Origin of the sequence: Kitasatospora sp. NPDC096077 (assembly GCF_040303245.1) — a bacterium.
In the GTDB taxonomy this organism is placed as follows: Bacteria; Actinomycetota; Actinomycetes; order Streptomycetales; family Streptomycetaceae; genus Kitasatospora.
Genome location: NZ_JBEOSV010000003.1, coordinates 213,358 through 228,803 on the forward strand (window position 1 = coordinate 213,358; position 15,446 = coordinate 228,803).

General features: G+C 72.2%; 14 protein-coding genes and 3 tRNA genes. 3 read left to right on the plus strand and 14 right to left on the minus strand.

Annotation, left to right across the window (positions count from 1 at the left end; genetic code table 11):
* Positions 1 to 80 precede the first annotated feature (80 nt).
* From nusG to ABTZ03_RS04580, 3 genes are all read right to left on the minus strand, one after another.
* Positions 81 to 968 carry a transcription termination/antitermination protein NusG gene (gene nusG, locus ABTZ03_RS04570; RefSeq protein WP_350511357.1) on the minus strand — a complete coding sequence of 296 codons (888 nt, stop codon included), beginning with the start codon at positions 966 to 968 and terminating at the stop codon, positions 81 to 83.
* Positions 969 to 1,175: 207 nt separating this feature from the next.
* On the minus strand, positions 1,176 to 1,502 hold the full coding sequence (gene secE, locus ABTZ03_RS04575; protein ID WP_350511358.1) for a preprotein translocase subunit SecE: 327 nt from the start codon (positions 1,500 to 1,502) through the stop codon (positions 1,176 to 1,178).
* A gap of 150 nt (positions 1,503 to 1,652) precedes the next feature.
* Positions 1,653 to 1,725: transfer RNA gene (locus ABTZ03_RS04580), tRNA-Trp, on the minus strand.
* Between the two features lie 286 nt (positions 1,726 to 2,011).
* Here ABTZ03_RS04580 and ABTZ03_RS04585 point away from each other — a divergent pair.
* Together ABTZ03_RS04585 and ABTZ03_RS04590 are read left to right on the plus strand one after the other, a co-directional pair.
* Positions 2,012 to 3,259, plus strand: a complete 1,248-nt coding sequence (locus ABTZ03_RS04585) for a pyridoxal phosphate-dependent aminotransferase (protein WP_350511359.1) — start codon at positions 2,012 to 2,014, stop codon at positions 3,257 to 3,259.
* A gap of 97 nt (positions 3,260 to 3,356) precedes the next feature.
* The gene (locus tag ABTZ03_RS04590) at positions 3,357 to 4,412 is read left to right on the plus strand and encodes an adenosine deaminase (RefSeq protein WP_350511360.1); all 1,056 of its coding nucleotides are present in this window, start codon (positions 3,357 to 3,359) and stop codon (positions 4,410 to 4,412) included.
* Between the two features lie 12 nt (positions 4,413 to 4,424).
* On the opposite strand, the gene ABTZ03_RS04595 is transcribed toward ABTZ03_RS04590, so the two are convergent.
* The 8 genes from ABTZ03_RS04595 to ABTZ03_RS04630 all read right to left on the minus strand — a co-directional run bounded on the left by ABTZ03_RS04595 (position 4,425) and on the right by ABTZ03_RS04630 (position 9,438).
* Entirely contained in the window at positions 4,425 to 5,468 is a 1,044-nt protein-coding gene (locus ABTZ03_RS04595) for a UDP-N-acetylmuramate dehydrogenase (protein ID WP_350511361.1), read from the minus strand.
* 62 nt (positions 5,469 to 5,530) lie between these two features.
* Complete coding sequence (locus ABTZ03_RS04600) at positions 5,531 to 7,093, minus strand: MFS transporter (protein ID WP_350511362.1); 1,563 nt, start codon at positions 7,091 to 7,093, stop codon at positions 5,531 to 5,533.
* Positions 7,094 to 7,180: 87 nt separating this feature from the next.
* On the minus strand, positions 7,181 to 7,813 hold the full coding sequence (locus ABTZ03_RS04605; protein ID WP_502894383.1) for a TetR/AcrR family transcriptional regulator: 633 nt from the start codon (positions 7,811 to 7,813) through the stop codon (positions 7,181 to 7,183).
* 171 nt (positions 7,814 to 7,984) lie between these two features.
* A complete protein-coding gene (locus ABTZ03_RS04610; protein WP_350511363.1) occupies positions 7,985 to 8,407 on the minus strand; it encodes a MaoC family dehydratase in 423 nt (140 codons plus the stop codon).
* Positions 8,408 to 8,412: 5 nt separating this feature from the next.
* Entirely contained in the window at positions 8,413 to 8,871 is a 459-nt protein-coding gene (locus tag ABTZ03_RS04615) for an FAS1-like dehydratase domain-containing protein (RefSeq protein WP_350511364.1), read from the minus strand.
* A 130-nt stretch (positions 8,872 to 9,001) separates the two neighbouring features.
* Positions 9,002 to 9,166: a 50S ribosomal protein L33 gene (rpmG, locus tag ABTZ03_RS04620; RefSeq protein WP_006604855.1), complete on the minus strand. Its 165-nt coding sequence runs from the start codon at positions 9,164 to 9,166 to the stop codon at positions 9,002 to 9,004.
* Positions 9,167 to 9,249: 83 nt separating this feature from the next.
* A tRNA-Met gene (locus ABTZ03_RS04625) sits at positions 9,250 to 9,322 on the minus strand.
* A gap of 43 nt (positions 9,323 to 9,365) precedes the next feature.
* Positions 9,366 to 9,438, minus strand: a tRNA-Thr gene (locus ABTZ03_RS04630).
* Between the two features lie 286 nt (positions 9,439 to 9,724).
* Here ABTZ03_RS04630 and ABTZ03_RS04635 point away from each other — a divergent pair.
* On the plus strand, positions 9,725 to 10,993 hold the full coding sequence (locus tag ABTZ03_RS04635) for an amidohydrolase family protein (protein WP_350511365.1): 1,269 nt from the start codon (positions 9,725 to 9,727) through the stop codon (positions 10,991 to 10,993).
* Positions 10,994 to 11,272: 279 nt separating this feature from the next.
* Here ABTZ03_RS04635 and ABTZ03_RS04640 read toward each other — a convergent pair whose 3' ends face one another.
* From ABTZ03_RS04640 to kdpC, 3 genes are all read right to left on the minus strand, one after another.
* Positions 11,273 to 11,986, minus strand: coding sequence for a response regulator (locus tag ABTZ03_RS04640; protein ID WP_350511366.1), 714 nt, complete (start codon positions 11,984 to 11,986; stop codon positions 11,273 to 11,275).
* On the minus strand, positions 11,979 to 14,660 hold the full coding sequence (locus ABTZ03_RS04645; RefSeq protein WP_350511367.1) for an ATP-binding protein: 2,682 nt from the start codon (positions 14,658 to 14,660) through the stop codon (positions 11,979 to 11,981). The genes ABTZ03_RS04640 and ABTZ03_RS04645 overlap by 8 nt, the downstream gene beginning before the upstream one ends.
* A 144-nt stretch (positions 14,661 to 14,804) precedes the next feature.
* On the minus strand, positions 14,805 to 15,434 hold the full coding sequence (gene kdpC, locus ABTZ03_RS04650) for a K(+)-transporting ATPase subunit C (protein ID WP_350511368.1): 630 nt from the start codon (positions 15,432 to 15,434) through the stop codon (positions 14,805 to 14,807).
* Between the last annotated feature and the right edge of the window lie 12 nt (positions 15,435 to 15,446).

The window sequence follows — 15,446 nt, forward strand, 5'->3', positions numbered from 1 at the left end:
GCTAACGCGTCCGCGCCGCTGGACCAAAACGGATTCGGGGCGAGGCCCTCGGCCCCGCCCCGAATCCGAAGACCGTATGACTAGTTCTTCTGGATCTGGTCGAAGGAGAGCTCGACCGGGGTCTCCCGGCCGAAGATCTCGACCAGGCCCTTGACCTTCTTCGAGTCGGGGTTGATCTCGTTGATGGTCGCCTGGAGGGTCGCGAACGGGCCGTCGGTGACGGTGACCGAGTCGCCGACCTCGAAGTCCAGCACCTGGATCTCGCTCGGCTTGATCGGCGAGGGCTTGCCGGCCTCCTTGGCCGCCTGGCGCTCGACGTCGGGGGCGAGCATCTTGACGACCTCGTCCAGGGTCAGCGGGTACGGGTCGTAGGCGTTGCCGACGAAGCCGGTGACACCGGGGGTGTTGCGCACGACGCCCCAGGACTCCGGGGTGAGGTCCATGCGCACCAGGACGTAGCCGGGGAGCTTGTTCTGGCGGATGGTCTTGCGGTCGCCGTTCTTGATCTGGACGACCTCCTCCTGCGGCACCTCGGCCTGGAAGATGTACTCCTCGACGTTCAGCGAGACGGCGCGCTGCTCCAGGTTCTGCTTCACCCGGTTCTCGTAGCCGGCGTAGGTGTGGATCACGTACCACTCGCCCGCCGCGAAGCGCAGGTCCTCGCGGAACTTGGCGACCGGGTCGACCTCGACCTCGTCCTCGACGGTCTCCTCGGCGTCCTCGGCCTCCTCGACCGACTCCTCGGCGGCGAGCTCCTCGGTGTCCTCCACCGACAGCGCGGCCTCCTCGGCGGGCTCACCGGCCTCGACCTCGTCGTACGCCTCGACCTCGTCCTCGTCGCTGTCCGCGGCGTCCACGATCTGCTCGGCGGACTCGACGTCGTCAGCCAGCTCGGCCGCGTCCAGCTCGGCGGCGACATCCGCCTCGCGGACGGTCTCGTCGGCGTCGTACAGGGGGGACTCAGACACGGTGGCTGCTTCTTTCCTGGAGATGGTGAAGGTGGCGCGCTCCGGAACCGGCCCGGCGCGCGGCCGCTCGCGCGGGCGCCAGGAGAGGTCTCGGAGACTTCAACAGTACCGAGTCCACGGTACGCGCGCGTACGTCCGCCGCCGACAGCTCGACCCGGGCCGATGATTTCGGCCCGGGTCGGGGGTGGTTCTCGGGGTGGGGTTCGATCAGCCGAAGACGAAGAGGCTCAGCTTCGAGAAGCCGTAGTCCAGGCCGGAGACGATGCCCATCATGACCACGACGAAGGTGACCACGACGGCGGTGTAGCTGGTGAGCTCGCCCTTGGTGGGCCAGACGACCTTGCGCAGCTCGGCGATGATCTGGCGGTAGAACAGGCCCATCCGCGAGAACAGGCCCTTCTTGGCCCGCTTGCCGGACTTCTTCTGCTTGCCGGACTTCTTGTCGCCCTCGACAGCAGCGGTCTCGGCAGCGCCGTCGGTCCCCTCGGGGTTGCCGCTCTCAGGCGTTGCGGTGGAGCCCGTGGTCTCCGTCACTCGTCCTCACCTGAATCCGGGTCCGGCCGAACATCACCTGCGTACCCGTTTCAGGCACGAGCGGTCGGCTTAAGCGGTGCTGATCGGTGCCCTCTCCGCATCAAGCCCGCTCGCTCTGTCGAGCGAACGGGCTGAAAACGGTTCAAGCAGCAGGGCAAGAGGGACTCGAACCCCCAACCGCCGGTTTTGGAGACCGGTGCTCTACCAATTGAGCTATTGCCCTACGGAGCCTTGCGACTCCTGTGTGGCGACCAACCTACCGCATCTCCCCCCGCTGTCTGCACAGGCGGTGAAAGCTCCGGTCTTTTTCGGCGGGCCGTCGAGCAGCGAGTGTACGTGGTCGAGGGGTGTTTGGTCGAACCTCTTCTTCCGGGACGACCGGCCGCCCGGCAGATGTCCGGCCGGGGGCGGCGGCCACCGCCGGATCGACGGGGCCGCGATGTGGCCGGAGCCGTACGGATGTTGAAACCGCGATGCCCGGTCCGTCCCGGTTCTGGGACGATGCAGGCATGAGCGCTTCCACCCCGCAGCCCGACCAGTCCATCCGCCCCGCCGACCGCCGGGTCTCCGCCCGGATCGGCGCGATCGCCGAGTCCGCGACCCTCGCCGTGGACGCCAAGGCCAAGGCCCTCAAGGCCGCCGGTCGCCCGGTGATCGGCTTCGGTGCCGGCGAGCCCGACTTCCCGACGCCGGACTACATCGTCGAGGCGGCCGTCGAGGCCTGCCGCGACCCGAAGAACCACCGCTACACCCCGGCGGGTGGCCTGCCGGAGCTGAAGGCCGCGATCGCCGCCAAGACGCTGCGCGACTCCGGCTACGAGGTGGACGCCTCCCAGGTGCTGGTCACCAACGGCGGCAAGCAGGCGATCTACGAGGCCTTCGCCGCGATCCTGGACCCGGGCGACGAGGTCATCATCCCGGCACCGTACTGGACCACCTACCCGGAGTCGGTCCAGCTGGCCGGCGGCGTCCCGGTGGAGGTCGTCGCCGACGAGACCACCGGCTACAAGGTCTCGGTCGAGCAGCTGGAGGCCGCCCGCACCGAGAACACCAAGGTGGTGCTGTTCGTCTCGCCGTCCAACCCGACCGGCGCGGTGTACACCGAGGCCGAGGCCGAGGCGATCGGCCGCTGGGCGCTGGAGCACGGCCTGTGGGTGCTCACCGACGAGATCTACGAGCACCTGGTCTACGGCGACGCGACCTTCACCTCGCTGCCCGCCCTGCTGCCCGAGCTGGCCGAGAAGTGCATCGTGGTCAACGGCGTCGCCAAGACCTACGCGATGACCGGCTGGCGGGTGGGCTGGGTGATCGGCCCCAAGGACGTCATCAAGGCCGCGACCAACCTCCAGTCGCACGCCACCTCCAACGTCTCCAACGTCGCCCAGCGCGCCGCGCTGGCCGCCGTCGCGGGCGACCTGGACGCGGTGGCCGCGATGCGCGAGGCCTTCGACCGCCGCCGCAGGACCATCGTGCGGATGCTCAACGAGATCGAGGGCGTCCTGTGCCCCGAGCCCGAGGGCGCGTTCTACGCGTACCCGTCGGTCAAGGGCCTGCTGGGCAAGGAGATCCGCGGCAAGCGCCCGCAGACCTCCGCCGAGCTGGCCACCCTGATCCTGGACGAGGCCGAGGTCGCGGTCGTCCCGGGCGAGGCCTTCGGCACCCCCGGCTACCTGCGGCTCTCCTACGCGCTCGGTGACGCCGACCTGGTCGAGGGCGTCGGCCGGGTGCAGAAGCTGCTCGGCGAGGCCCGCGACTGACGGTTCGGGCCCGTTGCGGCACCGCCCTCTTTCACCCCTTCGGGGGACGGAAAGAGGGCGGTTCCCGTTTGGGGGCCGGATACGGCAGTATCGGTGAATGGAACGCCTGTTGAACCCGCGAGACGTCAGGGGCCTCCCGAAGGCCCACCTGCACCTGCACTTCACCGGCTCGATGCGGCCCGCCACCCTGCTGGAGCTGGCCGACAAGCACGGCGTCCGGCTGCCGGAGGCGCTCAGCTCCGGCGAGCCGCCCAAACTGCGGGCCACCGACGAGCGCGGCTGGTTCCGATTCCAGCGGCTGTACGACACCGCCCGCTCGGTGCTCCGGGACGAGTCGGACATCCGCCGGCTGGTGCTGGAGACCGCCGAGGACGAGCGGCGGGACGGCTCCCGCTGGCTGGAGATCCAGGTCGACCCGACCTCCTACGCCCCCCGGCTGGGCGGGCTGATCCCCGCGCTGGAACTGATCCTGGACGCGGTCGAGCAGGCCGCCGCGGCCACCGGGGTGGGCATCCGGGTGCTGGTCGCGGCGAACCGGATGAAGTCCCCGATGGATGCCCGGACGCTGGCCCGGCTCGCGGTCCGCTACACCGACCGCGGCGTGGTCGGCTTCGGCCTCTCCAACGACGAACGCCGGGGCCTGGCACGGGACTTCGACCGGGCCTTCGAGATCGCCCGGAAGGGCGGGCTGCTGGCCGCCCCGCACGGCGGCGAGTTGGCCGGGCCGGAGTCCGTCCGGGACTGCCTGGACGACCTGGGCGCCGGCCGGATCGGCCACGGCGTGCGGGCCGCCGAGGACCCGCGACTGATGGCCAGGCTGGCGGACCGTCAGATCACCTGCGAGGTCTGCCCGTCCTCCAACGTCTCGCTCGGCGTCTACGAGCACCCCGAGGAGGTGCCGCTGCGCAGGCTGTTCGACGCCGGGGTGCCGCTGGCGCTCGGCGCGGACGACCCGCTGCTGTTCGGCAGCCGACTGGCCGCCCAGTACGACCTGACCCGGGACGTCCTGGGCTTCAGCGACGCCGAACTGGCCGAGCTGGCACGGCAGTCGGTGCGCGGCTCGTGCGCGCCGGAGGCCGTCCGCAAGGAGCTGCTGGCGGACATCGACGGCTGGCTGGTGGACGCCCCCGTACCGGTCCCCGCGGCCGGTTAGGCCGGACAGGGCCTAGAGCTTGACGCCCACCATCACCGGCTCGTTCACCAGCTCCACCCCGAAGGCCTCGCGGACCCCGTCCCGGATCTCCCGGGCCAGGGCCAGCAGGTCCTCGGCGGTGGCCGCACCGCGGTTGGTGAGCGCCAGGGTGTGCTTGGTGGAGAGCGTCGCCGGGCCGTCGCCGTAGCCCTTGCCGAAGCCCGCCCGGTCGATCAGCCAGGCCGCCGAGGTCTTGGTGCAGCCCTCCGGGGCCGGGTAGGCGGGGGCGTCCTCGGCGCCCGGGCGGGTGCGGAAGGACTCGTACTGCGCCGCCGTGAGCACCGGGTTGGTGAAGAAGGAGCCGGCCGACCAGGTGTCGTGGTCCGCCGGGTCCAGCACCATGCCCTTGCCGGAGCGCAGCCCCAGCACCGCTTCGTACGCCTCGGCCAGCGGCACCCGCGCGCCCTGCTCGACGCCGAAGTGCCGGGCCACCTCGGCGTACTTGACCGGGGTGGAGAGGCCGTCGGCGTCCTGGAGCGCGAAGCGCACCCGGAGCACCACGTAGCGGTCCGGCTCGGCCTTGAAGCGGCTGTGGCGGTAGGAGAACGCGCACTCGGCGTTCGTCAGGGTGACCACCCGGTCGTCGGCGCGGTCGTACGCGACCACCTCGGTGACCGTCTGGGCCACCTCCTGGCCGTACGCGCCGACGTTCTGCACCGGGGTCGCCCCGGCCGAGCCGGGGATGCCGGCCAGGAACTCGATCCCGGCCAGGCCGTGCTCGCGCACCGTGCGGGCGACCGCCTCCGACCACACCTCGCCGGCCGCCAGCTCCAGCACGCTGCCGTCCAGCGCGAAGCCGGTGGTGGCGATCCGCAGCACCGTGCCGGGGAAGCCGCCGTCGCCGATCACCAGGTTGGAGCCGCCGCCGACCACCAGCAGCGGCTCACCGGCCGCGTCGGCCTCACGGACGGCCGCGATCACCTCGTCGTCGGTGTGGGCGGTCACCAGCCGGCGGGCCGGGCCGCCGAGCCGGAGCGTGGTGAGCGGGGCGAGGGGGGCGTCGTTTTCTACCAGCACGCCCACCAGCGTACGGGGGCGGGGGCGACCGGTCGGCCGCCCCCGTGACCCGGACGGGTCGCTCAGGCCTTCGAGGCCTCGGCCGGGACGGGCTGCCCGTCCTCGGGCGCGGTGGCCGCCTCGTCCCGCTCGGCCCCCTCCGCCCGCTCGGCGGGCTCGATCACCGCGGCCCGCTCCGCCGACTCGGCCGCCGCCGCGGCCCGCTTCGCCCGGCCCGGCAGCAGCAGCGCGCAGGCCCCGGCCGCCAGCAGCACCGCTGCCCCGACGTACAGCGCGGGCGCCATCGCGTGGACGAAGGTCCCCGCCATGCCGTCGCCGCCCTGCTCCGAGAAGACCGCCGCCAGCACGGCCACCCCGAGCGCGCCGCCGACCTCGCGCAGCGCGTTGTTGGCACCGGAGGCGATGCCCTGCTCCTCCGGCCGGACGCTGTCCATCACCATGGCGGCGGTCGGCGCGAAGTACATCGACATGCCCATCCCGCACATCACCACGGCGGGCACCACCGGACCGTACGCGTAGTGCCCGAGCCCGACGTTGACCGCCGCGTACAGCGCCAGTCCGACGCCCTGCAGCACCAGCCCGCCGATCACGATCGAGCGGCCGCCGAAGCGGTCGGCCAGCAGGCCCGCCACCGGCGCGACGACCAGTCCCACCCCGGTCCACGGGAGCATCCGGACGCCGGCCTCCTGCGGGGTGTAGCCGCCCACGGTCTGCAGGTGCTGGCTGATCAGGAAGATCGAGCCGAAGATCCCCAGCGACATCAGCAGCCCGGAGGCGTTGACGGCGGTGAAGGTCCGGTTGCGGAACAGCCGCATCGGCAGCATCGGGTGCTCGGCGCCGCGCTGCTCGTACCGGACGAAGGCGATCAGCAGCAGCACGCCGCCGCCCAGCGCGCCCAGCACCAGCGGGCTGGTCCAGCCGTCCGGGTTGCCGCGGATCAGGCCGAGCACGACGCCGAACAGGCCGAGGCTGACCAGCACCGTGCCGACCACGTCCAGCGCCGGGCTTGCACCCCTGCTCTCGCGCAGCTTCAGGGCGGCCAGCGGCACCAGGAGGACGCCGACCGGGACGTTCACCCAGAAGATCCACTGCCAGGAGAACTGCTCGGTCAGGGTGCCGCCGATCAGCGGCCCGGTGGCGACGGCGAGGCCGTTGACGCCCGCCCAGATGCCGAAGGCCACCCCGCGCCTGGCCGCCGGGATGGCGGCGGTCAGCAGGGTGAGGGTGAGCGGCATCGACACCGCGGCGCCGACGCCCTGGACGGCGCGGGCGGCGATCAGCTCGCCGATGCCGGGCGAGAGCGCGGCCGCGGCCGAGCCCGCGGTGAAGAGCGTGAGGCCGATCACGAACATCCGGCGGCGGCCGAAGCGGTCGCCGAGCGCCGCGCCGAACATCAGCAGCACGGCGAAGGACAGGGTGTAGGCGCTGACCGTCCACTCCAGGTCGGAGAGCCCGCCGCCGAGCTCCTCCCGGATGGACGGCAGGGCGGTGGTGACGACCAGGTTGTCCAGGGCGGCCATGAAGCCCGCGAGGGCGGTGATCACCAGGGTCCAGACGCCGGTGCGGCCCAGGGCCGGTTTCTCGACCGTGCTCCCCGGGGCGCTCCCGGCCGTGTTGTCCGTCATGACTTCCCCCACAGTTTCCTGGATAGTTATTGATCACTAACTTTCGAGGGTCGGAAAAGGGCCGCACGGACCCCGCCGTGCGACCCGCTATTCGGCCGCCTCGCCGCTCGCAGCCGCCTCGTCGCTCGCAGCCGCCCCATTGCTCGCAGCCGCCTCGTCGCCCTCGGCCCCGTTGTCACCGAAGCCGTCCCAGATCCGGTGCCCCTGGGGAAAGCCCAGCGCCACCAGGGTGTTGATCAGCATCCCGTAGGCGAAGAACTCCGTCGTCCCCTGCACGTCCCCGCCGACCCGCTCCCGGACCCGCTCGAACAGCTCCCCCCACAGCCGCCGGGCGGTCTCGCCGATCTCGTCCTCGCCGGCCATCCGGGAGGCGAACACCGAGACGTAGAGCTGCATCTGCATCATCAGCTGCTCGCTGTCCTCGACCAGGCCCATGTACGCCTCGGACATCGCCGCGGCGGCCTCCTCGCCGGTCAGCCCGGTCGACGCCTCGTCGAAGACCCTCCAGGTCTCCTCGATGCAGCGCTCGGCGGCGGCCGTGAAGATCGCCTGCTTGCCCGGGAACAGCCGGAACAGGTACGGCTGCGAGACGCCCACCCGGCGGGCGATCGCCTCGGTGGAAGTGCCGCGGTAGCCGTTCCTGGCGAACTCGATCACCGCGGCACGGACGACGCTCTCGCGCCGCTCCTCCGCACTCATCCGCATGCTCGTCTTCGCCATGAGAGCTAAGTTAGTGACCAATCACTATCTTCGCAAGACCCTGGACCGCCCGGAGAATCCGGCCCCCGGGAACGCGGACCGCCCGGGAACGCGGACCGCCCGGGAACGCGGACCGCCCCGGCGACCCGTGGAACGGGCGGCCGGGGCGGCGCTCAGCGGAGGGCGGGCGCCTCAGGCCAGTCGGACGACCGCCCGGGACATCCCCAGCACCTTCTGCCCGCCCGAGGTGGCCAGCAGGTCGATCTGCACCTTGCGGTCGTCCAGCTTCTTGGCGACCTTGGCCGAGACCTCGATCACCGCGCCGACCCCGTCGTTCGGCACCGGCACCGGCCGGGTGAAGCGGACGCCGTACTCGACCACCGCGGCCGGGTCGCCGACCCAGTCGGTGACCACCCGGATCGCCTCGGCCATGGTGAACATGCCGTGCGCGATGACGTCCGGCAGGCCGACCTCCAGCGCGAACTTCTCGTTCCAGTGGATCGGGTTGAAGTCACCCGAGGCGCCCGCGTACTGCACCAGGGTGGCGCGGGTCACCGAGAAGGACTGCGCCGGCAGCTGGGTGCCGACCTCGACCTCGTCGTAGCTGATCGCCATCGCGCTCACTCCCCCGCCTCGTCGGCGGCCCGGGCCACCAGCGTTATGACCGCCGTCACCACGTGCTCGCCGGTCTCGTCCGCCACGTCACCACGGACGGTGAGCACGTCGTTGCCCGCCAGCGACTTGATGTTGTCGATGGTGACCGCGACCGTCAGCCGGTCGCCGGCCCGCACCGGGCGGCTGTACTGGAACTTCTGGTCGCCGTGCACCACCCGGGTGTAGTCCAGGCCCAGCTCGGGATCCTCGACGACCTGGCCGGCCGCCCGGAAGGCGATCGCGAACGGGAAGGTCGGCGGAGCGATCACGTCCTGGTGGCCCAGCGCCTTCGCGGCCTCCGCGTCGGTGTACGCCGGATTGGCGTCACCGATCGCGAGCGCGAACTCGCGGATCTTCTCCCGGCCGACCTCGTACGGCTCGGTGGGCGGGTAACTACGCCCGATGAAGGACGGGTCGAGCGCCATGGCAGCTCCTCGGAACGCGGACGGAAACGCGGACGGATACGGAAAAGACTCCGGGCCGCACCCCCTGTTGAGGGATACGGCCCGGAGTCGAAGACCTGAATTCACACAGGCCCGGCGCCCTGCGACAGGGTCAGCGGGTCTCGCGGTGCGCGGTGTGCGAGTTGCAGCGGGGGCAGTGCTTCTTCATCTCAAGACGGTCCGGGTCGTTACGCCGGTTCTTCTTGGTGATGTAGTTCCGCTCCTTGCACTCCACGCAGGCCAGCGTGATCTTCGGGCGGACGTCGGTGGCAGCCACGGGAGTGCCTTCCTTGGACAACGAATAAGAACACAACAAGAGTAGCCGACCGGGAGTGCGATCTCCCGACCGACTACGCGGGGTAGCGGTGACCGGACTTGAACCGGTGACACAGCGATTATGAGCCGCTTGCTCTACCAACTGAGCTACACCGCCACAGTGATCAGCGGACCAGCCGAAGCTGACCGCCTTTCACCAGAGCCCCCATGCGGAATCGAACCGCAGACCTTCTCCTTACCATGGAGACGCTCTACCGACTGAGCTATAGGGGCGAACGAGGAAGAGATTACACGTTCCGCGCCCAGAGGTGAAATCCGTATCCCGAGGCGAAGACCGCAGGTCGGCGAGGTGCACGCGCGGACGATCCAAGGCCGGGCGTTCGATCGACCCGGAAGCCGTGCGCCCCGAGCCGATACGACTATTGCCCGCCTCCCGGAACCCCGCCCCCGTGCGCCATAGGCTCGGCCCTCATTGACCGGGGCACCGGCCGATCCCCCTCGGGGCCCCCTCCCCACGGGCCCCACGGGCCCCACTGGCCAGCGCGAGAAGGAGCCGGCGATGGACAGCGCAGCCGCCGACGGGCCGCACTCCGGGCCCAGCCCGGCGGCCAACCCGCTCGGACACGGCCCGGTCCTGCTGCTCGCCGGAGCCCGACTGGCCGACGGACGGGTGGTGGACGTCAGGATCAGCGGCGACCGGATCCAGGCGGTCGGCACCGCCGGCAGCCTCGGCCCGCTGCCCGCCCTGCCCGGCACCCCCACCGTCACCACCGGCGCCCGGATCGACCTCCGGGGCTACCTGCTCCTCCCGGCCCCCGCCGAGGCGCACGCCCACTACGACTCCGCCTTCTCCGCCGCCCTGCCCGCCCCGCCGCCGGACACCCCCGCCGACCTCACCCGCCGGGTCACCGAGGCCGCGCTCACCTCGCTCGGCTACGGCGCCACCGCCCAGCGCACCCACGTACGGATCGGCGACGTGCACGGGCTGCGCCGGCTGGAGGCGGTGCTCACCGCCCGCCAGGCGCTGCGCGGCCTGGCCGAGCTCCAGGCGGTGGCGATGCCCCGGCTGCTCACCGGCCGGGCCGGCGCAGACGGGCGGGCCCAGCTGCGCGAGGCCCTCAAGCTGGGCGCCACCGCGGCCGGCGGCTGCCCGGAGCTGGACCCGGACCCGAGCGGGTACGTGCAGCTGCTGCTGGAGGCCGCCCGGGAGGCGGACTGCCCGGTGGACCTGCACACCACCGCCGCCGACGCGGCCCAACTCGCCCGGCTGGCAGGTGCCTTGGCGCCGCTGCGGCCCCGGGTGGTGCTCGGCCCGTGCGGGGCGCTGGCGCGCGGCGCGTCCACCGTGCTGGCTTCCAGCGGGGTGCGGGTGGTCTGGCTGCCGCAGAACGGCGGCTGCACCGGGCTGGAGGGCCGGCCGAGTGGCCAGCGGCCGGGTCTGGTACGGGAGTTGGTCGCGTCCAGGGTGCCGGTGGCGGTGGGCAGCGGGGCGCTGCGGGACCAGTCCAACCCGGTCGGCCGGGCCGACCCGCTGGAGTCCGCCTATCTGCTCGCGGCCGCCGGGGAGTTGGCCCCGGAGGCGGCGTACGACGCGGTGGCGAACCAGGCCCGGGCGGCGCTCGGACTGCCGCCGGTCCGGGTGGACGCCGGGTTCCCGGCGGAGCTGCTGGCGGTGCGCGGGGACAGCCTGGCCGGGGCGCTCGCGGGCGGGCACAGCCGGCTGGTGGTGCACAGCGGCCGGGTGGTCAGCCGGACCAGCGCGGTGCGGGAGTTCGCGGACACCGTGGCGCTGGCGCTGCCCCGGCAGTCCGGCGGCGCGGACTGCTGAGGCGGTGCGGACTGCCGAGGCGGCGCGGACGACCGCGCCGGAAAGCCAAGGGGCGCGCGACCTGAGTCGCACGCCCCTCCCCCACTACTGGCCGTCCATGGACGGCGGACGAAACGGGCCCCAGGCTTCCCCCACGGAGCGGGGCCCGCTCGCTTCACCACCGACACTACGACCACGGAACACCGCCCCCGACCGGCCTTGACGCTCCCCTGTCGCCCACCGACCGGCTCTTGACGGACCGTTGACGGCCCGCCCGCGACGCCGGGTCCCGCCCCGGCGCTACGGCACGTACCGGTAGCCGATCCCCGGCTCGGTGATCAGGTGCCGCGGCCGGGCCGGGTCGCGCTCCAGCTTGCGGCGCAGCCCGGCGAGGTAGACCCGCAGGTAGTTGCCGCGCGCCTCCTGCGCGGGCCCCCACACCTCGCGCAGGATCTGCCGCCCGGGCACCAGCCGGCCCGGGTTGGCGAGCAGCAGGCTGAGGATCCGCCACTCGGTCGGGGTGAGCCGCACCGGGCCGCCCGGGCCGAGCACCGTGGTGGCCGCGAGGTCCACGGTGTGGTCGCCGATCACCGGCCGGCCCGACGGGACGGCGCCCACCGGCCGGCGCAGCACCGCCCGCAGCCGGGCCAGCAGTTCGTCCATCAGGAAGGGCTTGGTGAGGTAGTCGTCGGCGCCCGCGTCCAGGGCGCCGATCTTGTCGGAGGCGTCGGAGCGGCCGGAGAGCACGATGATCGGCACCGCGCTGTGGGTGCGCAGTCCGCGCAGCACGTCCATGCCGTCGAGGTCGGGCAGGCCGAGGTCAAGCAGGACGGCGTCCGGGGCGGAGTGCGCGGCCCGGTCGAGCGCCTCGCCGCCGCTGGCGGCGGTGCGCACCGCGTAGTGCCGGGCGCTGAGGTTGATCCGCAGGGTACGCAGCAGCGCCGGTTCGTCGTCGACGACGAGGATCTCGGAGTTCTCGCCGGTTCGCCCACCTCGTTCGCTTCGGTCACTCATGGCGCGGTGGTTCCTCCCCGGTGGCGACGTTCTCGGTGGCGACGTTCTCGGTCTCGAAGGTGTCGGGCTCGAAGGGCTCGTTCCCGAAAGGCTCGTTCCCGAAAGGCTCGTTCCCGAAAGGCTCGTCCTCGAAGGGATCGGCCTCGGAGCCCCCGGGGGCCGCGGGCAGGGTGAGCAGCATGGTGGTGCCGCCCCCCGGGGTGTCCTCCACCTCCAGGCTGCCGCCCATGGCCTCGGCGAGGCCGCGGGAGAGGGCCAGGCCGAGGCCGACCCCGGTGGTGTTGTCGGTGTCCCCGAGCCGCTGGAAGGGCAGGAAGACCCGGTCCCGGTCCTCGGGGGCGATGCCGGGGCCGCGGTCGATCACGCGGATCTCGACCAGGTCGGCGTGGTGGCTGGCGGTGACCAGCACCGGCGCGCCGGGGGCGTTGTACCGCAGCGCGTTGGTGATCACGTTGGCGAGCACCCGCTCCAGCAGCGGCGGGTCGGCGAGCACCGGCGGAGCGGTGTCCAGGTCGAGCGGCTGGATCGGCGCGTACGGGTCGGGGAGGCTGTCGAGCGCCCTGGGCAGGATCTCGTCCAGGTGGGTCTCGGTGAGGTGCAGGGTGAGCGCGCCGGCCTGGAGGCGGCTCATGTCGAGCAGGTTGTCCACCAGCCGGGTGAGCTTGACCAGCGATTCGTCGGCGGTGGAGAGGAGTTCGGTCTGGTCCTCGGGCGAGAACTCGACGTCGGGGCTGAGCAGCGAGCCGACCGAGGCGCGGGCGGCGGCGAGCGGGGTGCGCAGGTCGTGGCTGACGGCGGCGAGCAGTGCGGTGCGCATCCGGTCGGCGGCCTTTATCGGCTCGACCTCGGCGGCCACCACGGCCAGCCGGTCGCGCTCCAGGGCGGCGCCGACGTGGGCCGCGAAGGCGGTGAGCACCCGCTGGTCGGCGGCGGGCAGCCGGCGGCCGGTGAGGACCAGGACGGCGTCGGCGCCGACCGGGACCTCGGTGGTCTCGTGCTGCGACTCGTCCTCCTCCGGGTGCTCGGCCTGGCAGTGGGCGAGCACCTCGCCGCCGGAGCGGGAGAGCAGCGCGACGGTCTGCATCCCGAAGGCCGTCCGGGACTTCTCCAGCAGGGCGGGCAGCGCGTCGGCGCCGCGCAGCACGCTGCCGGCCAGGGTGGAGAGGGTCTCCGCCTCGGCGGTGGCGCGGGCGGCCCGGCTGGTGAGCCGGCTGGCGTGGTCGACGACGGTGGAGACGGCGAGCGCGATGGCGGCGAAGACCACCAGGGCGACGATGTTGTTGGTCTCGCCGATGGTCAGGCTGTGGACCGGTGGGATGAAGTAGTAGTTCAGCAGCACCGAGGCGATGAACGCGGCCACCAGGGCGGACATCGCGCCGCCGAGCAGGGCCACGATGACCACGCCGAGCTGGAAGATCAGCGCGTCGGTGGTGAGGTTGATGGTGGCGTGGGCCTGCGAGAGCACCGCGGTGAGCAGCCAGGGGATCACCAGGCCCGCGACGTAGCCGGCGATGGTGCGGCGCCGGGAGTGGCGGCGGCCCAGCGAGGGCAGCCGGCCGCGGCCGGTGAACTCGTGGGTGACCATGTGGACGTCGATGTCCTCGGAGGCGTCCACGGTGGTCTCGCCGATACCGGGTCCGGTGAGGAAACGATTGATCCGGCCGCGGCGGCTTGTGCCGAGCACCAGCTGGGTGGCGTCGTGGGCGCGGGCGAAGGCGAGCAGGGCGGTCGGGATGTCGTCACCGACCACCACGTGGTAGCTGCCGCCGAGGGTCTCGACCAGCTGTCGCTGCTGGGCGAGCGCGCCGGCGGAGGCGCCGGCCAGGCCGTCGCTGCGGGTGATGTGCACGGCCAGCAGGTCGCCGCCGGCGGTGCGGTCGGCGATCCGGGCGGCACGTCTGATCAGGGTCTCGCCCTCCGGGCCGCCGGTGAGGGCGACCACCACGCGCTCGCGGGTCTCCCAGACCCGGTCGATGTTGTGGCTGGCCCGGTAGTCGCGCAGCCCCTCGTCAACCCGCCCGGCCACCCAGAGCAGGGCGAGCTCGCGCAGGGCGGTGAGGTTGCCGACCCGGAAGTAGTTGGAGAGCGCGGCGTCCACCTTCTCCGCCTTGTAGACGTTGCCATGGGCCATGCGCCGGCGCAGCGCCTGGGGCGCCATGTCGACGAGTTCGAGCTGGTCGGCCCGGCGGACCACCTCGTCCGGGACGGTCTCGCGCTGCGGGATGCCGGTGATCTTCTGGACGACGTCGTTCAGCGATTCCAGGTGCTGGATGTTGACGGTGGTGATGACGTCGATCCCGGCGGCGAGCACTTCCTCGACGTCCTGCCAGCGCTTGGCGTGGCGGCCGCCGGGGATGTTGGTGTGCGCCAGTTCGTCGACCAGGACGACGGACGGGCGGCGGGCGAGCACCCCGTCGAGGTCCATCTCCTCGAACTCGGCGTCGCGGTAGGAGCGGTGGACGCGCGGCAGGACCTCCAGGCCCTCGGTCATGGCCTCGGTGTGACGGCGGCCGTGGCACTCGATGTACCCGACCACGACGTCGGCCCCGCGCTCCTGTCTGCGCCGGGCCTCGTCCAGCATCCGGTAGGTCTTGCCGACCCCCGGGGCGGAGCCGAGGTACACCCTCAGCCGGCCGGTGCGGATGCCGGAGCCGGGGGTGAGGTCGCGGGCCATGGGCACTGCTTCTTTCCATCGGGAGCTGACGGCTGGGCGGTACGCGTCTGCGGATACGGGCCGGCCGACCCGGGCGCGGGAGGCATCCTCCCGCGCCCGGGCCGGCCCGGTCACCCTGGTATCGGGTGTGGTGTCACTGGTGCGTCACTTCGCTTCGCTGACGGCCTTGTTGAGCAGCACGACGTTGACGCCCTCGTTGCCGAGGAAGCCGAGCGAGCGGCTCTCGGTGTACTTGTCGACCAGCTTGGCGACGACGTCCGTCGACAGGTTGCGCTCCTTGGCGACCCGGTTGACCTGCTCCTTGGCGTAGGCCACCGAGATGTGCGGGTCGAGGCCGGAGCCGGAGGCCTCCAGCGCGTCGGCCGGGACGCTCGCCGGGTCGACGCCGTCGAAGGCGGAGACGGCGGCACGGCGGTCGTTGACGGCCTTCAGCAGGTCGTCGCTGTTCGGGCCGAGGTTGCTGGCACCGGAGTTGTCGCCGGCGTAGTTGTTGGCGGAGGGCCGCGGCTGGAAGAACTTCGGGTCCGGGACCGGGTCCTCCTTCGGGTCGTCCGGGTTCTTCTTGGGCAGGTTGTAGTTCTGGCCGAGGAGGCTGGAACCGATCTGCTTGCCGTCCGCGGACACGAACGAACCGTTCGCCTTGTCGCTGAACGCGACCTGGCTGATGCCGGTGATCAGCAGGGGGTAGGCGATCCCCAGGATCACCGTGAGCACCAGCAGTGCGCGCAGCGCGGTGAAGTGGGTGCGGATGGTCGTCGGCAGGGGCTTGGACATGGTGTTTTCTCC

What these genes read in the sequence shown, in the direction of transcription:
- ABTZ03_RS04585 (WP_350511359.1), top strand. Translation starts at nt 2,012, where the DNA reads ATGAGCGCTTCCACCCCGCAGCCCGACCAGTCCATCCGCCCCGCCGAC.
- ABTZ03_RS04590 (WP_350511360.1), top strand. Translation starts at nt 3,357, where the DNA reads ATGGAACGCCTGTTGAACCCGCGAGACGTCAGGGGCCTCCCGAAGGCC.
- ABTZ03_RS04600 (WP_350511362.1), bottom strand. Translation starts at nt 7,093, where the DNA reads ATGACGGACAACACGGCCGGGAGCGCCCCGGGGAGCACGGTCGAGAAA.
- ABTZ03_RS04605 (WP_502894383.1), bottom strand. Translation starts at nt 7,813, where the DNA reads ATGGCGAAGACGAGCATGCGGATGAGTGCGGAGGAGCGGCGCGAGAGC.
- ABTZ03_RS04610 (WP_350511363.1), bottom strand. Translation starts at nt 8,407, where the DNA reads ATGGCGATCAGCTACGACGAGGTCGAGGTCGGCACCCAGCTGCCGGCG.
- ABTZ03_RS04615 (WP_350511364.1), bottom strand. Translation starts at nt 8,871, where the DNA reads ATGGCGCTCGACCCGTCCTTCATCGGGCGTAGTTACCCGCCCACCGAG.
- ABTZ03_RS04635 (WP_350511365.1), top strand. Translation starts at nt 9,725, where the DNA reads ATGGACAGCGCAGCCGCCGACGGGCCGCACTCCGGGCCCAGCCCGGCG.
- ABTZ03_RS04640 (WP_350511366.1), bottom strand. Translation starts at nt 11,986, where the DNA reads ATGAGTGACCGAAGCGAACGAGGTGGGCGAACCGGCGAGAACTCCGAG.
- ABTZ03_RS04645 (WP_350511367.1), bottom strand. Translation starts at nt 14,660, where the DNA reads ATGGCCCGCGACCTCACCCCCGGCTCCGGCATCCGCACCGGCCGGCTG.
- kdpC (WP_350511368.1), bottom strand. Translation starts at nt 15,434, where the DNA reads ATGTCCAAGCCCCTGCCGACGACCATCCGCACCCACTTCACCGCGCTG.